The organism is Colwellia sp. C2M11 (genome assembly GCF_018860915.1).
Classification (GTDB): domain Bacteria; phylum Pseudomonadota; class Gammaproteobacteria; order Enterobacterales; family Alteromonadaceae; genus Colwellia.
Genome location: NZ_JAHKQD010000047.1, coordinates 66,174 through 82,089 on the forward strand (window position 1 = coordinate 66,174; position 15,916 = coordinate 82,089).

General features: G+C 36.4%; 11 protein-coding genes. 4 read left to right on the forward strand and 7 right to left on the reverse strand.

What is annotated here, in order from left to right; all coding sequences use genetic code 11:
- The first annotated feature begins 115 nt into the window (after positions 1-115).
- Positions 116-1,180, forward strand: coding sequence for a protease SohB (gene sohB / locus KO509_RS13090; protein WP_215973713.1), 1,065 nt, complete (start codon positions 116-118; stop codon positions 1,178-1,180).
- Positions 1,181-1,362: 182 nt separating this feature from the next.
- On the opposite strand, the gene KO509_RS13095 is transcribed toward sohB, so the two are convergent.
- Positions 1,363-2,700, reverse strand: coding sequence for a dicarboxylate/amino acid:cation symporter (locus KO509_RS13095; RefSeq protein WP_215973714.1), 1,338 nt, complete (start codon positions 2,698-2,700; stop codon positions 1,363-1,365).
- A gap of 226 nt (positions 2,701-2,926) precedes the next feature.
- On the opposite strand from KO509_RS13095, the gene KO509_RS13100 reads away from it, so the two are divergent.
- Positions 2,927-5,137, forward strand: coding sequence for an Ig-like domain-containing protein (locus KO509_RS13100; RefSeq protein ID WP_215973715.1), 2,211 nt, complete (start codon positions 2,927-2,929; stop codon positions 5,135-5,137).
- Between the two features lie 269 nt (positions 5,138-5,406).
- Here the strand turns inward: KO509_RS13100 and KO509_RS13105 are convergent, their stop codons facing one another.
- On the reverse strand, positions 5,407-6,513 hold the full coding sequence (locus KO509_RS13105; RefSeq protein ID WP_215973716.1) for an arginase family protein: 1,107 nt from the start codon (positions 6,511-6,513) through the stop codon (positions 5,407-5,409).
- 427 nt (positions 6,514-6,940) lie between these two features.
- Between KO509_RS13105 and topA the strand changes: the two genes are divergently transcribed.
- Entirely contained in the window at positions 6,941-9,631 is a 2,691-nt protein-coding gene (gene topA, locus KO509_RS13110) for a type I DNA topoisomerase (RefSeq protein WP_215973717.1), read from the forward strand.
- 99 nt (positions 9,632-9,730) lie between these two features.
- Here the strand turns inward: topA and KO509_RS13115 are convergent, their stop codons facing one another.
- Together KO509_RS13115 and KO509_RS13120 are read right to left on the reverse strand one after the other, a co-directional pair.
- Entirely contained in the window at positions 9,731-10,099 is a 369-nt protein-coding gene (locus KO509_RS13115; protein WP_215973718.1) for a ribosome recycling factor family protein, read from the reverse strand.
- Between the two features lie 86 nt (positions 10,100-10,185).
- Positions 10,186-10,953 carry a hypothetical protein gene (locus tag KO509_RS13120; protein WP_215973719.1) on the reverse strand — a complete coding sequence of 256 codons (768 nt, stop codon included), beginning with the start codon at positions 10,951-10,953 and terminating at the stop codon, positions 10,186-10,188.
- A 355-nt stretch (positions 10,954-11,308) separates the two neighbouring features.
- Between KO509_RS13120 and cysB the strand changes: the two genes are divergently transcribed.
- Entirely contained in the window at positions 11,309-12,283 is a 975-nt protein-coding gene (gene cysB / locus KO509_RS13125; RefSeq protein ID WP_215973720.1) for an HTH-type transcriptional regulator CysB, read from the forward strand.
- 67 nt (positions 12,284-12,350) lie between these two features.
- Here the strand turns inward: cysB and KO509_RS13130 are convergent, their stop codons facing one another.
- The 3 genes from KO509_RS13130 to pabB form a co-directional block, all read right to left on the reverse strand.
- Positions 12,351-13,727: an L-serine ammonia-lyase gene (locus tag KO509_RS13130; RefSeq protein WP_215973721.1), complete on the reverse strand. Its 1,377-nt coding sequence runs from the start codon at positions 13,725-13,727 to the stop codon at positions 12,351-12,353.
- Positions 13,728-13,821: 94 nt separating this feature from the next.
- Positions 13,822-14,418: a CoA pyrophosphatase gene (locus KO509_RS13135; RefSeq protein WP_215973722.1), complete on the reverse strand. Its 597-nt coding sequence runs from the start codon at positions 14,416-14,418 to the stop codon at positions 13,822-13,824.
- Positions 14,419-14,431: 13 nt separating this feature from the next.
- Positions 14,432-15,859, reverse strand: coding sequence for an aminodeoxychorismate synthase component I (pabB, locus tag KO509_RS13140; protein WP_215973863.1), 1,428 nt, complete (start codon positions 15,857-15,859; stop codon positions 14,432-14,434).
- Between the last annotated feature and the right edge of the window lie 57 nt (positions 15,860-15,916).

Here is a 15,916-nt window from a genome sequence, read left to right on the forward strand (position 1 = left end):
TGATTTGAAATATAGCTCTTGGTCAAGACTAAGGGCTTTTTTTTATTTTTTTTATCCCCATATAACACCTTGATTTGAAAAATTTAAAATAGCGTAAAACGCTCAGGAGATAAGCTTGGAATTTTTATACGAATATGGTTTGTTTTTAGCTAAAACAATAACTTTTGTCATCGCTGTTGTTGCTATTGTTGTGTTAGCTACAGCTTCAGCTATTAAGCATAAACATAAAAAGGGTGAGTTAGAAATTACCGACTTGTCTGAACAATTTGAAGAAGTTGAACAGGAAATTGTTCATGCTTTATTAAATGACGAAGAGTTAAAACAGAAAGAAAAAAAGGATAAAAAATTAGCAAAAGAAAAAGCTAAGGCTGATAAAGCATTAGCTAAGCAAAAGGAAAAATCAGATGATGAAACTGAAACTAAGAGTAAGCCCAAAGTGTTTGTGCTTGACTTTAAAGGCAGCATAGACGCTAAAGAAGTCAGCTCTTTACGTGAGGAAGTTTCTGCTATTTTGTCTGTAGCTACGAAAGATGATGAAGTTTTTGTTCGATTAGAAAGTGGCGGCGGAATGGTTCATGGCTATGGTTTAGCCTCATCACAGTTAGACCGAATTCGCCAACATGAAATACCTTTAACAGTGTCTGTTGATAAAGTCGCTGCGTCGGGTGGTTATATGATGGCTTGTGTTGCAAATAATATCATTGCAGCACCTTTTGCTATTCTTGGCTCTATTGGGGTTATTGCTCAATTACCTAATTTTAATAAGTTATTAAAGAAAAATGATATTGATTTTGAACAATTCACTGCGGGTGAATTTAAGCGTACCGTTACAATGTTTGGTGAAAATACCGAAAAAGGTAAGGAAAAATTTATTGAAGAGCTTGAAGAAACTCATGTACTGTTTAAAGATTTTGTTAGCGCACACAGGCCAAGTTTAGATTTAGCTAAAGTTGCCACGGGTGAACATTGGTTTGGTACAACGGCATTAGCGTTAGGTTTAGTTGATAGTATTCAGACAAGTGATGATTATTTACAAAACTTAAGTAAAAGTCATAAAATTGTTGCAATTAAGTATGAAGTTAAGAAAGGTTTAGCAGAAAAGTTTTCTAAAGCCGCGTCACTTTCTGTTGACGGTATATTAGGTAAGTTAATGCAGAAAAACCGTATCTTTCCTGGCTAAAAATAAATGATAAACCTTAGAAAGGCTTGCTAAGGTTTATCTAATTTATGTTTACTTAAATCATATTTGTTTAGGTCGTTTAAAATACCCACTATATAACCTTCTATATTGCTGCTGATAATAGCATATAGAAGGTATTTATAGTGTAGTAAAGTATGCAGCTTACTTAAAACTGCTAAGACTTAGTCTTTCAAATGATGGAAATCGATATCTTCAATCTTACTGCCAGCCTTTTCATCCAAATACATATCATTATCAAATTGTCCTTCTGATTTTGCGACAATAATACTTACCATGCTATCCCCAGTGACATTAACCGCTGTTCTCGTCATATCTAATAGGCGATCAACACCAATAATTAAAGCAATACCTTCAACCGGTAGACCGACTTGTTCTAGTACCATAGCTAACATAATTAAACCTACACCAGGAACACCAGCAGTACCAATAGAGGCAAGTGTTGCTGTTAATACTACAGTTACATAATCTGCTAAGGTCAAATCTTGACTAAATACTTGTGCAATAAATACAGTAGCAACACCTTGCATAATTGCTGTACCGTCCATATTAATAGTTGCACCTAAAGGTACTGTAAATGAAGCAATTGAATTCTTCACTCCCATCTTTTTTGTTGCTGTTTCTAGAGTTACGGGAATGGTCGCGTTAGAACTCGCTGTAGAAAAAGCAAAGATAGTAGCATCACGCATTTTCTTTAAGAAAATAATAGGGTTTAAGCCTGTCATTAGTTTGAGTATTAAGGGGTAAGTAATTACGGCATGACCAATTAATACAAACAATACAACTAAGAAATAAACGATTAAATTACCAAAGGTTTCAAGTGAAACCGTAGTAAATAACGTCGCTAATAATGCAAATACACCGTAAGGCGCAAGATTCATTAGTATTGCTACTAAGCGCATTATAACTTCGCTTAAGTCTTCAAATAAACTCGCTATTCGTTCACCTGCCTTACCAGATAAAGCAATAGCAATACCAAAAAGTAAGGCGAAAATGATAATTTGTAGCATTTTTCCTTGTGCAAACGCTTCAAATGGGTTGGTTGGAAACATTTGAATAATGACTTGAGCAAATGAAGGAGCTTCTCGACTACTAAAGCTTGTATTAGCTGTCATACCTACGCCTTCTCCTGGGCCTATGATAATAGCAACGAAAATAGCAAAACTAATCGCTATTGCCGTTGTTATTAGGTATAAACCAATCGCTTTACCGCCTATTCTGCCGAGCTTGGTCGTATCTTGAAGTGAGCAAACACCACAAACAAGTGATACAAAAACTAATGGCACTACTAGCATGCGTAAGCTAGCCATAAATATTTGGCCAATAATTTCAAGTACGCCATCGACAAGAAAATTTTGAAGTGATAACTCGAATAAATATAAGTTGAAAACTAAGTCGTCACCATTAGGCATTAGCACCTGTAAAAAAGAACCTAGGGCTATACCTGAAATCATACCGATAACTATTCGGGTAGTTAAACTGCTTTTTTGGAGAGTTGTCATAGTGTGTAAATACATTATTAATATTATTAGCTTAATAGATTAACAATAAATAAGAGGATTAAAAACTGTTTTGCAAATTTAGCGTTTGGATTATTTAATTTTTTTCTTAACTTGCTTGATGCTTAAGCTTTTTTGGAAAATTTAAGGGATTAAATTGTACTTTTTTGTTATTTATCAGTTAATATGATTTATGTAAATTAATTAAAAGACAATAGGAATACCTTTTATGGAGTTACTTCGACGCTTTAGTTTCACTCTGTTATTAATGACGTTAACTACACTAGTAGCATGTGGTGGCGGTGATGAGGGGTTTTCAGTAGATGGTGAGGCAGGTAGCAGTAATGGCTCGAATGATGCCATAACTATTACATTAGCTCTCGCTGATGAAGAACTGCCTTCTACGTTAACTGCAACGGTTTTGAATGCAGGTGTGCCTTTAAGCAACACACGTGTTCTATTTCAAATCGATGATGCAGACTATGGATTTTTTACTCCAGAAAAAGGCACTGCAACAACTGATATAAATGGTCTCGCTAATATTACATTAAACTCTGGTGTTTCTGCAGGTACAGGTCAGATAATAGCTCTCCTTGATAGTGGCGAAGAAAGTGAACCATTTTATTTTAAGAATCAAGGCGCAATAGATGTTGTTGTTCGTCTAGGAAGTGGTGAACCTTTTGCTGATGGAGTAGCTGAATTAGGGTTATCTCAAATATCAGCAGGTGCGACGACAGTAGTGACAGTCAGAATTATTGATGAACAAGGTAATCTTTATAAAGATCCTGTGGAAGTTGACTTTTCTTCACGCTGTACGCGTACGACGCCGGAAACTGCTTCGTTAAATTCCCCCGTAACTACTTCTAATGGCGTAGCTACCAGTACCTATTTAGCCAAAGGTTGCGTTCATGATGATCAAATAGATGTGACTGCTAATGTTGGTGATATGAATTTATCTGCAACTGCTGTCGTTAATGTTCAGGCTGCGGATATTGGTAGTATCGAGTTTGTTTCATCTTCACCTGAAGTTATTGGTATTTTAGGAACTGGTGCTGTTGGCGGATCAGAAAGCTCAATAATTAAATTCAGAGTATTAGATACAAACAGTAACCCAGTGAATAACCAAGTTATTAACTTCTCTTTAAACTCCAATGTTGGTGGAATAAAGTTAATTCCTGAAAGTGCAACTACTAATAGTGAAGGTATTGCACAAACGGTTGTTAATTCGGGGACTGTTGCTACATCGGTGAGAGTTAAAGCTGAGATTGATGATAGTGACCCTATAATCGCATCGCAATCTAGTTTATTAGTGATCTCTACAGGGATACCAGATCAAGATAGTTTTAGTTTATCTGCTGATATACTTAACCCAGAAGGTTGGAATATTGATGGAACTGAAGTTGTTGTGACCGCACGATTAGCTGATGCTTATAATAACCCAGTTCCAGATGGTACTGCCGTTAGCTTTACCACCGAAGGGGGGAGAATTGAACCATCATGTGTTACTGTGAATGGTACTTGTAGCGTAGTATGGAATAGTCAGAATACGAGACCAGAAGGTCATGTTTTACAACATACGACTGCGGATCCATATACCTTGATTGATGGTACTTTGGCGGATAGAGTTCACCCATCTGAGCGTTTAAATACCTTAGGACAAAAGTATGGCGGTAGAGCTACGATACTTGCTACGGCTATTGGTGAAGAATCTTTTCCTGATTTAAACGGGAATGGTCGGTTCGATGCTGATGAAATGACAACCTTCTTATCCACGGACATTAGTGGTCGTTCCTATGATTTAACAGAAGCTTTTGTTGATCATAATGAAGATGGTTTTTATAACCCGAGTGAAGGGCGTGATGTCAATGATAGTGGTAAATTAGAAGAGTTTACAGATTTTAATAGTGATAACCTTTTTACAGATAAAGATAATAAATATAATGGTGTCTTATGTGCTATTCCTGCTCATGCTGGTTGCTCTGAAACGGATAAATCAATAAATGTCAGAGGTTCAATTGTTTTGGTTATGTCTGGTAGTAAGGCTTTTTTTACCAGAGAAACAACATTGGATGGTGTTTCAGCAACGTATGATCATGATTCTGATGAAGATACAGCTGAGATTATGAATCCAGACTATAACTTAAATGATGACATTGTACATATTGATGGCGAATCGGTTGGTGGGGCTGTAATAACTATCAGTGATTTACATAATCAACCTATGCCAGCAGGTACACAGATTAATTTCAGTTCTTCAGTAGGTTCTATTGTTGGCCCAAGTAGTTTTGTTTGGGGGAATGATAATCATAATGGCGGTGAAACGTTTAGCGTCAATATTAAAGGTGAAACAGAGCCTAAATCTGGTAGCTTAATTGTCGAAGTTATCACACCTAGTGGTAGCTCAACAATTTATAATGGGATAGGTATCACGATTAATTAACTATTAATACAGTTCAGGCGCCATATGAGCATTGCGGCGTAAGTGATAACTATTTAAAAATTCATTAACAGTTTTTTATATAATTGAAAATCCGATATCAGGACACTGTTATCGGATTTTTTTATCAATTTAAAAATAATTAATTAACTTCTTTAAGACATAGGTTGATAAATAGCACATTTACTTGAAAGTAGTATCCTATCTAATGTAACAGTTATTAATCAGTATCGCTGACTGTAATTAGGCTATGGCAGGCTGATTAATAACTATTATTTACTTATTTCATTTATCAAAAAAGCTGAAATTTCCCCCGCTACTTTTAATGTTTTTTCTTGGCTAATTACGCCCAGCCCTGAACTATCAGTAAAGGGAGCTATTTCCATCATATCAGCAGCTGTTATTGGGTATTTTTCTGCAATGGCTTGTAATATTTGCATGGCTTCTTGTGGCATTAATCCGTCAGGCTCTGGTGTTCCTGTTGCTGAAGCATAACTGTCGTCAATAGCATCAATATCAAAACTAACATAAAGTTCATCAATATTTTGTTCTGCTAATTGCGCAAGAATATTACTGATAACCTTCTCTATGCCTACCTCTTTAATTTCATGTGCCCAATGTTGTTTGACGCCAAAGGTATTTTCCCAATGTGACTTTGGTTTACCACTTGAACGAATACCTATTTGAATTAAATGCTCAGGTGCCGGTAAGTCATTTAAAATATGGGTACACCAAGAGCCAAAACATAAATCGATACCTAAACGTTCTATTAATAAGTCTGTGTGGGCATCAAAATGAATAATGCTAACACGCTTACCTTGTTCCTTCTTAGCTTGTAAATATGTTTTTGTTAAAGGGTAGCTAACACTATGGTCCCCTCCTAAACCAAAAATACCTTTTTCAGGAAATGCAGCATAAAAATCATGCAGAACATCTTCAGTAATGCTTAAGGGGCTAACGCAATAGTTACTTTGAACATTTTGATACAAAGCTTTACGACAATTGCTGAGGGTGGCTTCGTTTAAATACTTATCTGACAGTAAGTGAGGAATAACGCGAACATCACCTAAATCAAAAGTGTTCAGGTCAGGATAATTTTCAAGTAGTGTCGAACGAATAAATAAGGGCCCCCAATTGGCACCACGTAATATTCCACCGCCACAATCTGATGCTATACCTAAAATAACGGCGTTAGAAGCATCAGGAAGCCTATTTAACGAGCTTTTCCATAAATCATCAATGCCAGTGGCTTGACCGAAGATTGTTTGATGTAATTGCGCTTTACGCTCCTTGGCTGTATTTACGGTAAAAACACCGTTACCAGGCGGGCATAAACATTGTGTTAATTTATCTTTTAGTTGTTCTGGTAATTGCGACATATTTATCTCAGTTAGCGGTTTTTATTATTGAAAATTACAAGCTTAAATTAGTTTTTTAGAATTTAACCCTTATTTTTTCTAGCAAAGTCGATTATGATTGCGCTCAAAAGGGCATTAAGTGGTGTAATTAAGCTTGATGTTATTAGTTGGTATTCGTCTTTGGTTATTATAGCCAAAAGCAGCCTTTAGTTATAGGCGAGTAAGTAAGTGCAAAAATAAATACTTGTTAATTTGCATATTTATAGATATATGTATAAATAGGTATGCAACTATATTTTTTAAAATGAAACTATTTTTATCTTTGTTTGGGTGAGGTTAAAGGGCACGCTCGCACTTTTTAACTCAAATAATAAATGAATAATAAAACAAAAATTAATTTATCTTCATGTGTAGATAAACTGTCGAATAAGCAGGATTACAAATTTTTATGGCAAAATCACTTGTTATTGTCGAGTCGCCAGCCAAAGCGAAGACAATTAATAAATATTTAGGTAAAGACTTTATTGTAAAGTCGAGTGTTGGTCATGTGCGCGATTTACCTCATAGTAGTACGGGTAAAAAAGTCGCCGCTAAATCACCTGCAGAAGTGCGTAAAATGGCACCGGAAGCAAAAGCTAAATATAAAGCAAAACGTGATAAATTAGCGTTAGTTAATCGAATGGGAATCGATCCAGAAAAGAACTGGGCTGCTAATTATCAAATACTTCCAGGTAAAGAAAAAGTTGTAACCGAACTTCAAAAACTTGCTGAAAAAGCTGACACCATCTATCTCGCAACCGATTTGGATCGCGAGGGAGAGGCGATAGCATGGCACTTAAAAGAGCTCATTGGTGGTGATGATGCTAAATTCCGTCGAGTTGTTTTTAATGAAATAACGGAAAGCTCTATTCAACAAGCATTTTCAACACCCGGTGAATTAAGTATGCCTGGTGTTAACGCGCAGCAAGCACGTCGTTTTCTTGATCGTGTTGTTGGTTTTATGGTTAGCCCTCTATTGTGGAAAAAAGTCGCTAGAGGATTATCGGCTGGGCGTGTTCAATCCGTTGCTGTTAAATTAGTTGTTGAAAAAGAAAGAGAAATTAAAGCATTCGATCCTAAAGAGTTTTGGGATATTATTGCCGATACACACGCTAGCACGGGAGAAGCATTAACCTTAGATGTTACTCACGAAAATGGTAAGGCTTTTAAGCCTACCAATAAAGCAGATACAGATAAAGCATTAGCGCTGTTAAAACCTGCCAATTATGTTGTTAGTAAACGTGAAGATAAACCGTCAAAGAGTATGCCTTCTGCGCCATTTATTACTTCTACATTACAACAAGCAGCAAGTACTAAATTAGGTTATGGTGTTAAACGTACCATGGGTTTAGCTCAACGTTTATATGAAGCCGGTCACATTACTTATATGCGTACCGATTCAACTAACTTAAGTAAAGATGCTGTCGAAATGTGTCGTACTTTTATTAGTAAAAGTTTTGGTGAAAATTACCTTCCTGAAAAACCGAAGGTATACGGCTCTAAAGCTGGTGCTCAAGAGGCGCATGAAGCGATTCGTCCATCGAATGTGAAAGTTGAATCTGCCTTTATGGAAGGCATTGATGCTGATGCTAAAAAACTTTACGATTTAATCTGGCGTCAGTTTGTTGCTTGTCAAATGACAGCAGCACGTTATACGGTTAGTACACTTACTATTAGCGCTGCTGATTTTGATTTAAAAGCGAAAGGTCGTGTGATGCAATTTGACGGTTGGACACGTGTTCACCCTCAACTTGCTAAAGGTGATGATAAACACTTACCTGATTTAGCGGTAGGTGAGGTATTAACACTTGATCATTTAGAGCCAACTCAGCATTTTACTAAGCCACCAGCTCGTTATGGTGAAGCTTCACTGGTTAAAGAATTAGAAAAACGCTCTATTGGTCGACCATCAACGTATGCATCGATTATTTCAACCATTCAAGATCGTGGTTATGTACGTTTAGATAAAAAACGTTTTTATGCTGAAAAAATGGGTGAAATAATCACAGATAGCCTGTCAATTAGTTTTGAAAAATTAATGAGCTATGACTTTACCGCGAATATGGAGCAAGAGCTTGATGCTATTGCTGCAGGTGAACTTGATTGGAAAAGTGTTTTAGATGAATTCTATAAGAACTTCAGCAAAAAATTAGCTTTAGCTAATATGGACTCTGAAGAAGGTGGTATGCCAAATAATAACCCTGTCTTAACTGATATTGACTGTCCTACTTGTGGCCGTAAAATGGGGATTAGAACTGCATCTACAGGGGTGTTTTTAGGTTGTTCAGGATATGCCTTGCCACCTAAAGAGCGTTGTACCACTACAATGAACTTAACACCAGGTGAAGAAGCCGTTAGTGTCTTGGCTGAAGATCAAGAAACAGAAGCGTTACGAGCAATGCATCGTTGTAAGAAATGTAACACTGCTATGGATAGTTACCTTATTGATGAGACCCGTAAGTTACATGTGTGTGGTAATAACCCTATTTGTGATGGTATTGAAGTAGAGCAGGGCACATTTAAAATTAAAGGTTATGATGGTCCGGTATTAGAGTGTGATCGTTGTGAAGCTGATATGGAGTTGAAGTCAGGCCGTTTTGGTAAGTATTTTGATTGCACTAATGCTGAATGTAAAAATACACGTAAGCTATTGGCAAACGGAGAGGCCGCGCCGCCAAAAGAAGATCCTGTTCAATTACCTGAACTTGCGTGTGAAAAATCTGATGCACATTTTGTCTTGCGTGATGGTGCTGCGGGTATTTTCTTGGCTGCGAACACGTTTCCTCGGTCTCGTGAAACCAGAGCGCCAAAAGTTGCTGAGTTGAAGCGCTTTAGAGACAGAATTTCTCCTAAGTTTTATTACTTGGCAGATGCTCCAGCAGAAGATCATGAAGGTAACTTATCAGTTGTACGTTATAGTCGTAAAACGAAAGAGCAGTATGTTATGACTGAGATTGTAACTGATGATAAGCCTAAAGCTACAGGATGGACTGCAAAGTACATCGATGGTGAGTGGGTTGAAGATATTCCTAAACCCAAGAAAAAAGTAGCAAAAAAGAAAGTAGCCAATAAGAAAAAATCAACTGCTAAAGAAGATTGATTTTTAAAGGGGTGAGCCATGTGAGTTAAAAAGAGAAGTTGATTATTTATAAGTTAACTTCATCACTATTAACTCAAGGCTCGCCACAAGCTTATCGATCTAATCAAACCCTTCCAACTCATCGATAATTTTCCTTGCTTGCGCTATAGTGCAGTCTGTTCTGGCAATAAGCGCACTTATCGTGACATTGTCTATTGTTGATGCAATCCTGAGTAGCTCATCATGACTCAAGTGTTGGTATTCACTTTTTAACAGTTTAGTTAACCATGACCAACTCGGTTCATTTGAGGCTTCTATAAAGGTAATTATTGCCTGTAGCTGTTCAAAGTTTGCAGTAAGCAGCCAATGACGAGAGCGACCAATACGTTTAAGTTCACAGCCTTGTTCTCTTATGTGAGCCTTTAAAGCATAAGCCTTCATTGTTCTACGTAAGAAGGAGTTTAGTGTAATGGAATTATTTTTTTCCACGTTATAATCTCATTGGGTAAAGCTATAAGAAAAAGCCAGCAAAAGCTGGCTTAGTTTTAATCTATATCAAGCTAAAGGTAGTGTTGCTACCATTTCTTTTTAGGCTGGAATAAAATATCTAATTCATTTTCTTCTTCTTTCGCCCTTTTCGCGGCATCTGACGCGTTGGTTGTTTTTAATGAGTCTGTTATATCTTCTAATTGTTGCTCTATTTCACTAGTTTTTGTATTGATATAGTCTGTTTTTATTGGATGGTTCGCCATTGTTTGTAAGGCTTTTTCAAAGTATTGGCGTGCTGAGCCAAACATCTCTTTATTTTGTGCTTGTATGCCTCGTTTCATTAAACTTTCTATATTAATTTTCAATTGCATTGCGTCTAAACGTTGATCCTCTTGTGTAAACGTTTGCGGATCAAGGGCACCCTTTTTTTGCTCAGATTTAATTATGACACGTAGTTTTTTAATGCATTGTAGAACCGCTAATACTTGCTGCTCATTCTCCGGAAGTACAAAATTTTCATCGTTACCTTGGCTAGTTGTTAATTCTTCTGCTGCCTTGATTTGAGCCTTAAGCGCGTTAATTCTATCTTCAAGCCCCTTAACCTCAGGCTTTAATTCTCGCATTGTAGTTGCGGCAGTTAAGCTTCGATTAGCTAATATTCGGGTTAGTTTTGGGCTGGAAGGAAGATTAACTAAATTAAGTATCAGTTCTTCGCTTTCATCCATAATAGCTTTTTGCTTTGCTACCTTAACTCTTTTTTCTGCATCTTGCTTTTCTTTATGTTGTTGAAAGGCACTGACAACCACAACTAATACAACGAGTGTGATGAGTAAACCTATGATAATAGCGATCATGTTAAAGCTCTTGTTTTAATAATGTGAACAATTATTCACTTTGATAGCTGTCAGTCTACAAAAAATGTCATGTTTAGCAAAGCCTAACTTACATTTAATTACCAGATTTAATTAGAGTACTTCATATTAAAACTAATCTTTGAAAACTGAATATTAAAATGAACATTCAAGTGTAGGGAATAATTAACCAATCTTATTGGTGGTTATAAATTATAATAAAATAATCTTTAGGTATTTTTTCCATTAATGTTGAATTTTATTTACAAAAAATGCAATTTAACATGGAATAAATGTTCAATTAAGTATATCCTTTTGGTCTAAGAGTGTTCCTAAAAATCTTGGCTTTGGTATATATATGAAATTGCAACAATTGCGCTACATCGTTGAAGTGCTGAATAATAACCTGAATGTTTCAGCTACGGCAGAAGTGCTTTTCACCTCCCAACCAGGTATTTCTAAACAAGTTAGAATGCTGGAAGATGAATTAGGAATTCAAATTTTTGGTCGTAGTGGTAAGCATTTAACTCATGTTACGCCTGCGGGCCAAGAAGTTATTAATATTTCCCAACAAATACTTTCAAAGGTTGAAGGTATCAAAGCTGTTGCTCGCGAGCATACTCAGCCTGATGAAGGAAAGTTACGTATTGCAACTACGCATACGCAAGCACGATATGCTTTACCTGAAGTGATACAAGGTTTTATTAAAAAATACTCCAAAGTATCACTACAAATGTCTCAAGGGACACCTGCACAAATTAGTGATGCAGCGGCAAAAGGTGATGCTGACTTTGCTATAGCAACTGAGTCTCTACACCTCTATAACGATTTGGTTATGCTGCCTTGTTATCACTGGAACCGTAGTATTATCGTGTGTAAAGATCATCCTTTAGCACGCAAAACAGATATAACGATTCAGGATATTGCTAAATATGCTTTAGTTACCTATGTGTTTGGTTTTACTGGGCGCTCTGAATTAGACACTGCATTTGAAAAAGCTGGTGCTGTACCTAAAATTGCTTTTACAGCCACAGATGCTGATGTAATTAAAACTTATGTTCGTTTAGGTATTGGTATTGGTGTAATTGCTACTATGGCGATTGATCCTAAAATTGATCATGACCTTGTAACTATTGATGCTAGTCATTTATTTAGTGCAAGTACCACAAAAATAGGCTTTAGACGAGGTAGTTTTTTACGTGGTTATATGTTTGATTTTATTGAACGATTTGCTCCACATTTAAATAAGCATGTTGTGACTCAAGCTATGTTGTTAAAAAACAATACAGAAGTCGATGAAATGTTTGCTGATATAGAGTTACCCACTAAATAAACCATCGACTAGCTACGGTATCAATTACATCAATTGTTGATTAACCAAACTTTATACTGGCAGTGAATTAGCACTCTGTGATATTTACTGCCAAACCCCCTCGAGAAGTTTCTTTATATTTTGTTTTCATATCATTACCTGTTTCCCACATGGTTTTGATTACTTTATCTAAAGATACTTTCGATGTGCCATTACCACGAAGTGCTAATCTAGATGCATTAATTGCTTTTACTGAGCCCATTGCATTTCGTTCAATACAAGGTACTTGGACTAAACCACCAACAGGGTCGCAGGTCAGACCTAAATTGTGCTCCATACCTATTTCTGCTGCATTCTCTACTTGGATAGGTGTTCCGCCCATAATTTCAGTTAGTGCACCAGCAGCCATAGAACAAGCAACGCCTACCTCTCCTTGACAGCCTACTTCTGCACCGGAAATAGAAGCATTGGTTTTATATAAAATACCAATAGCTGCTGCAGTAAGTAGGTATCGGCTACAATCATCATCAGAAACGGGTTTGACAAACTTATCGTAGTAACATAATACGGCTGGAATAATACCCGCAGCTCCATTTGTTGGTGCCGTAACAACACGGCTACCGGCCGCATTTTCCTCATTAACAGCAAGTGCAAATAAGTTGACCCAATCCATTGCTGTTAATGGATCATTAGATCTTTCTACCATTAAAGAGCGATATAGAGCAGGTGCACGGCGAGTTACTTTTAAACCACCTGGTAAAATACCTTCAGTGGCGATGCCACGATCGACACTGCTACGCATAGCTTGCCAAATATTTATCAATTCAGCACGAATAAATGCCTCATCATTTAAACATTTTTCATTATCCATCATGATTGTACTAATACTAAGGCCTTTTTCTTGAGCGATTGCTAATAATTCTGCGGCATTAGTAAACTTGTGTGGTTTATCGATATTTTCATGTAGTGATAACGCTTTATCTTTTTCTCTTTCAAAATCAATGTCTTGTACGATAAAGCCACCACCAATAGAGTAATATGTTTGTTCTAAAAGAAGGGTTTCGTCGTGATAGGCAAAAAGAGTCATTGCATTCGCGTGTGCTGGTAATGTTTTTCTATGATGATAAATAATGGCATTATCTTTAGGAAAGTTGACGATATGACTGCCATCGAGTTTAATTTTTTTAGTTTCAACTACTTGAGCAAGAATTTTATCAATGGAATCTACTAGAATACTTTCAGGTGCTTCACCAGATAAACCTAAAATAACGGCCTTACCTGTACCGTGCCCAATACCTGTTTGACCTAAAGAGCCAAATAACTCACATTTTACTCTATTCGTTTTAGGCAGTAATGCCTCCGCTTTAAGTGAATCCACAAAAAGTTTTGCAGCTTTCATCGGGCCAACTGTATGAGAGCTAGATGGTCCGATGCCAATTGAAAACATATCAAATACACTAATCATAATTAAATACCGAATAAAATTTGAATAATCTTATATTTTGTTGTTATTAATTTATGTGATGATAGCTGAAATTTGCTGTTTGTTACAACCTATATTATTTTATTCGCGTGACCAAGTCTTTTATCATGGAAGCTGTTGCTCCCCATATATTATAGTGTCGGTAAGGATAGAAGTGGACATTGTGATGGCAGCCGTTACGATAAGATTTGACGATATGATGGTTTTTATCCTGTAAAAAATGCTTTAGTGGTACATGAAATATTTCATCTACTTCATTTTCATCTTTTTGGTATGTTTGAAGGGAGTTAATCATGGCGACAATTGGTGTCACTTGATAACCACTAATAATTTCATAATTAGGTAATTGACCAATAACATTGACCGCTTTAGGATCCAACCCCACCTCTTCTTGTGCTTCTCTTAATGCCGTATGAACTAAATTAGTATCGGTTAATTCCACCTTACCGCCGGGGAAACTTATTTGTGAGGGGTGATGTTTTAAGTGGCTCGCTCTTTTTGTTAGTAATACTTGTAAGCCATCAGGTGAAAAAGGGTCATCAGCTTTACTATTATTATCAAACAGCGCAATTAATACAGCAGCTGATTTTAATGGCGCTTTATGTTGATATGTATGACAAGAATCATAGTGTTGTTTCAGATGAAATCTAAAGAGAAATTCATTTTTATTCATTACTATTTTCCTCTTATTTACCCAACTTTTTTAGCACAGGCAAAATACAATTTACTTTATCAAATGTTTCTTGATATTCACTTGCTGCAATAGAATCAGCAACTAAACCACCACCAGCCCAACAATATATATGATTAGGCGTAGTTGACGTGTTTTTCTGGCTTTTTTCACAAATTAATGTGCGAATAGTAATATTGGTATCCATAGTACCACAGCTTGAAATGTAACCAATACTACCACAGTATACGCTACGTCGGTGTGGTTCAAGTTGTTCAATAATTTGCATCGCGCGGATTTTTGGTGCACCAGTAATTGAACCACCTGGAAATGCACCTCGTAACAAATCACTCGCACTATTGTGCTCTGCAATTTCTCCTTCGACGGTACTAACTAAATGATGTACTGCTGGAAAGCTTTCAATATCAAATAGTTTAGGCACAACAACTGTCCCTGGCTTGCATACTTTAGATATATCATTGCGAAGTAAATCAACAATCATCAAGTTTTCAGCACGATCTTTTGTTGAATTAGCGAGAATGTCAGCGTTGTTTTGATCTTCTGTTTCATTAGTGCTTCTAGGCATAGTACCTTTTATGGGCTTACTTTGAACTTTATTTTGTTTCTTTTGTAAAAAACGTTCAGGAGAAACACTTAAGATACTAGCATTGTCTAATTGTATGAAAGCAGAAAAAGGGGCTTTATTTTTTGCTCTAAGAGCACAATATGCTTCAAATTCATTACCTTGGTATTGTGCTTTAAAACGTTGCGCTAAATTAATTTGATAACAATCGCCTGATAGTAAATAGTTTTGAACTTGACCAAATTTTTCTGTGTAACTGGCTTTATCCATATTACTTTGCCAGTCTGATAGTAAGGTAAACTGTGTTTGTTTAGCATTAGTCGCTTTATTTTTTGCTTTTTTCAATAACGTTTGTAAAAAACACGTTATTTCTGAACGGTTTTCAGGAGGGCAAACTAAATAGAATTGTTGGTGCTTATGATCAAATATTATTGCTTGACTATATATACCAACAGCCATTTCTGGCAATGTAATATCTTGCTCTGCTTGTGCTGGCAACTTCTCAAAACGTCGCCCTAAATCATACGAAAAGTAGCCTAAAGCTCCGCCTAAGAAAGGAAGCATTTGTTGTGATACTTCAAGGGGCAATAATACCTGTTGTTGAACTTTTTCGACTAAAGATAAAGGATCTTCTGCACTTGTATATGTGTGTTTAGTTTTTACATCGCATATTGTCGTTTTGTCACCATATGTACATAAAGTAACGTTGGGGTGCCACACTAAAATATCAAAGCAAACATCAATATGCTGGCTTTGTCCTGAATCTAACCAAATAGACCAAGGAGTATTTGATAATGGCGTGAATAAATCTAAAGGAGTAACTTCATTTTCGAATGTTAATTGCTCAACTGAAAGTTTCAATGGATTAAATGAAGGTAGGGTATTGGAATGCAAGGTGATAGTCACTCTACTAATTGA

What these genes read in the sequence shown, in the direction of transcription:
- KO509_RS13095 (WP_215973714.1), bottom strand. Translation starts at nt 2,700, where the DNA reads ATGACAACTCTCCAAAAAAGCAGTTTAACTACCCGAATAGTTATCGGT.
- KO509_RS13100 (WP_215973715.1), top strand. Translation starts at nt 2,927, where the DNA reads ATGGAGTTACTTCGACGCTTTAGTTTCACTCTGTTATTAATGACGTTA.
- KO509_RS13105 (WP_215973716.1), bottom strand. Translation starts at nt 6,513, where the DNA reads ATGTCGCAATTACCAGAACAACTAAAAGATAAATTAACACAATGTTTA.
- topA (WP_215973717.1), top strand. Translation starts at nt 6,941, where the DNA reads ATGGCAAAATCACTTGTTATTGTCGAGTCGCCAGCCAAAGCGAAGACA.
- KO509_RS13120 (WP_215973719.1), bottom strand. Translation starts at nt 10,953, where the DNA reads ATGATCGCTATTATCATAGGTTTACTCATCACACTCGTTGTATTAGTT.
- cysB (WP_215973720.1), top strand. Translation starts at nt 11,309, where the DNA reads ATGAAATTGCAACAATTGCGCTACATCGTTGAAGTGCTGAATAATAAC.
- KO509_RS13130 (WP_215973721.1), bottom strand. Translation starts at nt 13,727, where the DNA reads ATGATTAGTGTATTTGATATGTTTTCAATTGGCATCGGACCATCTAGC.
- KO509_RS13135 (WP_215973722.1), bottom strand. Translation starts at nt 14,418, where the DNA reads ATGAATAAAAATGAATTTCTCTTTAGATTTCATCTGAAACAACACTAT.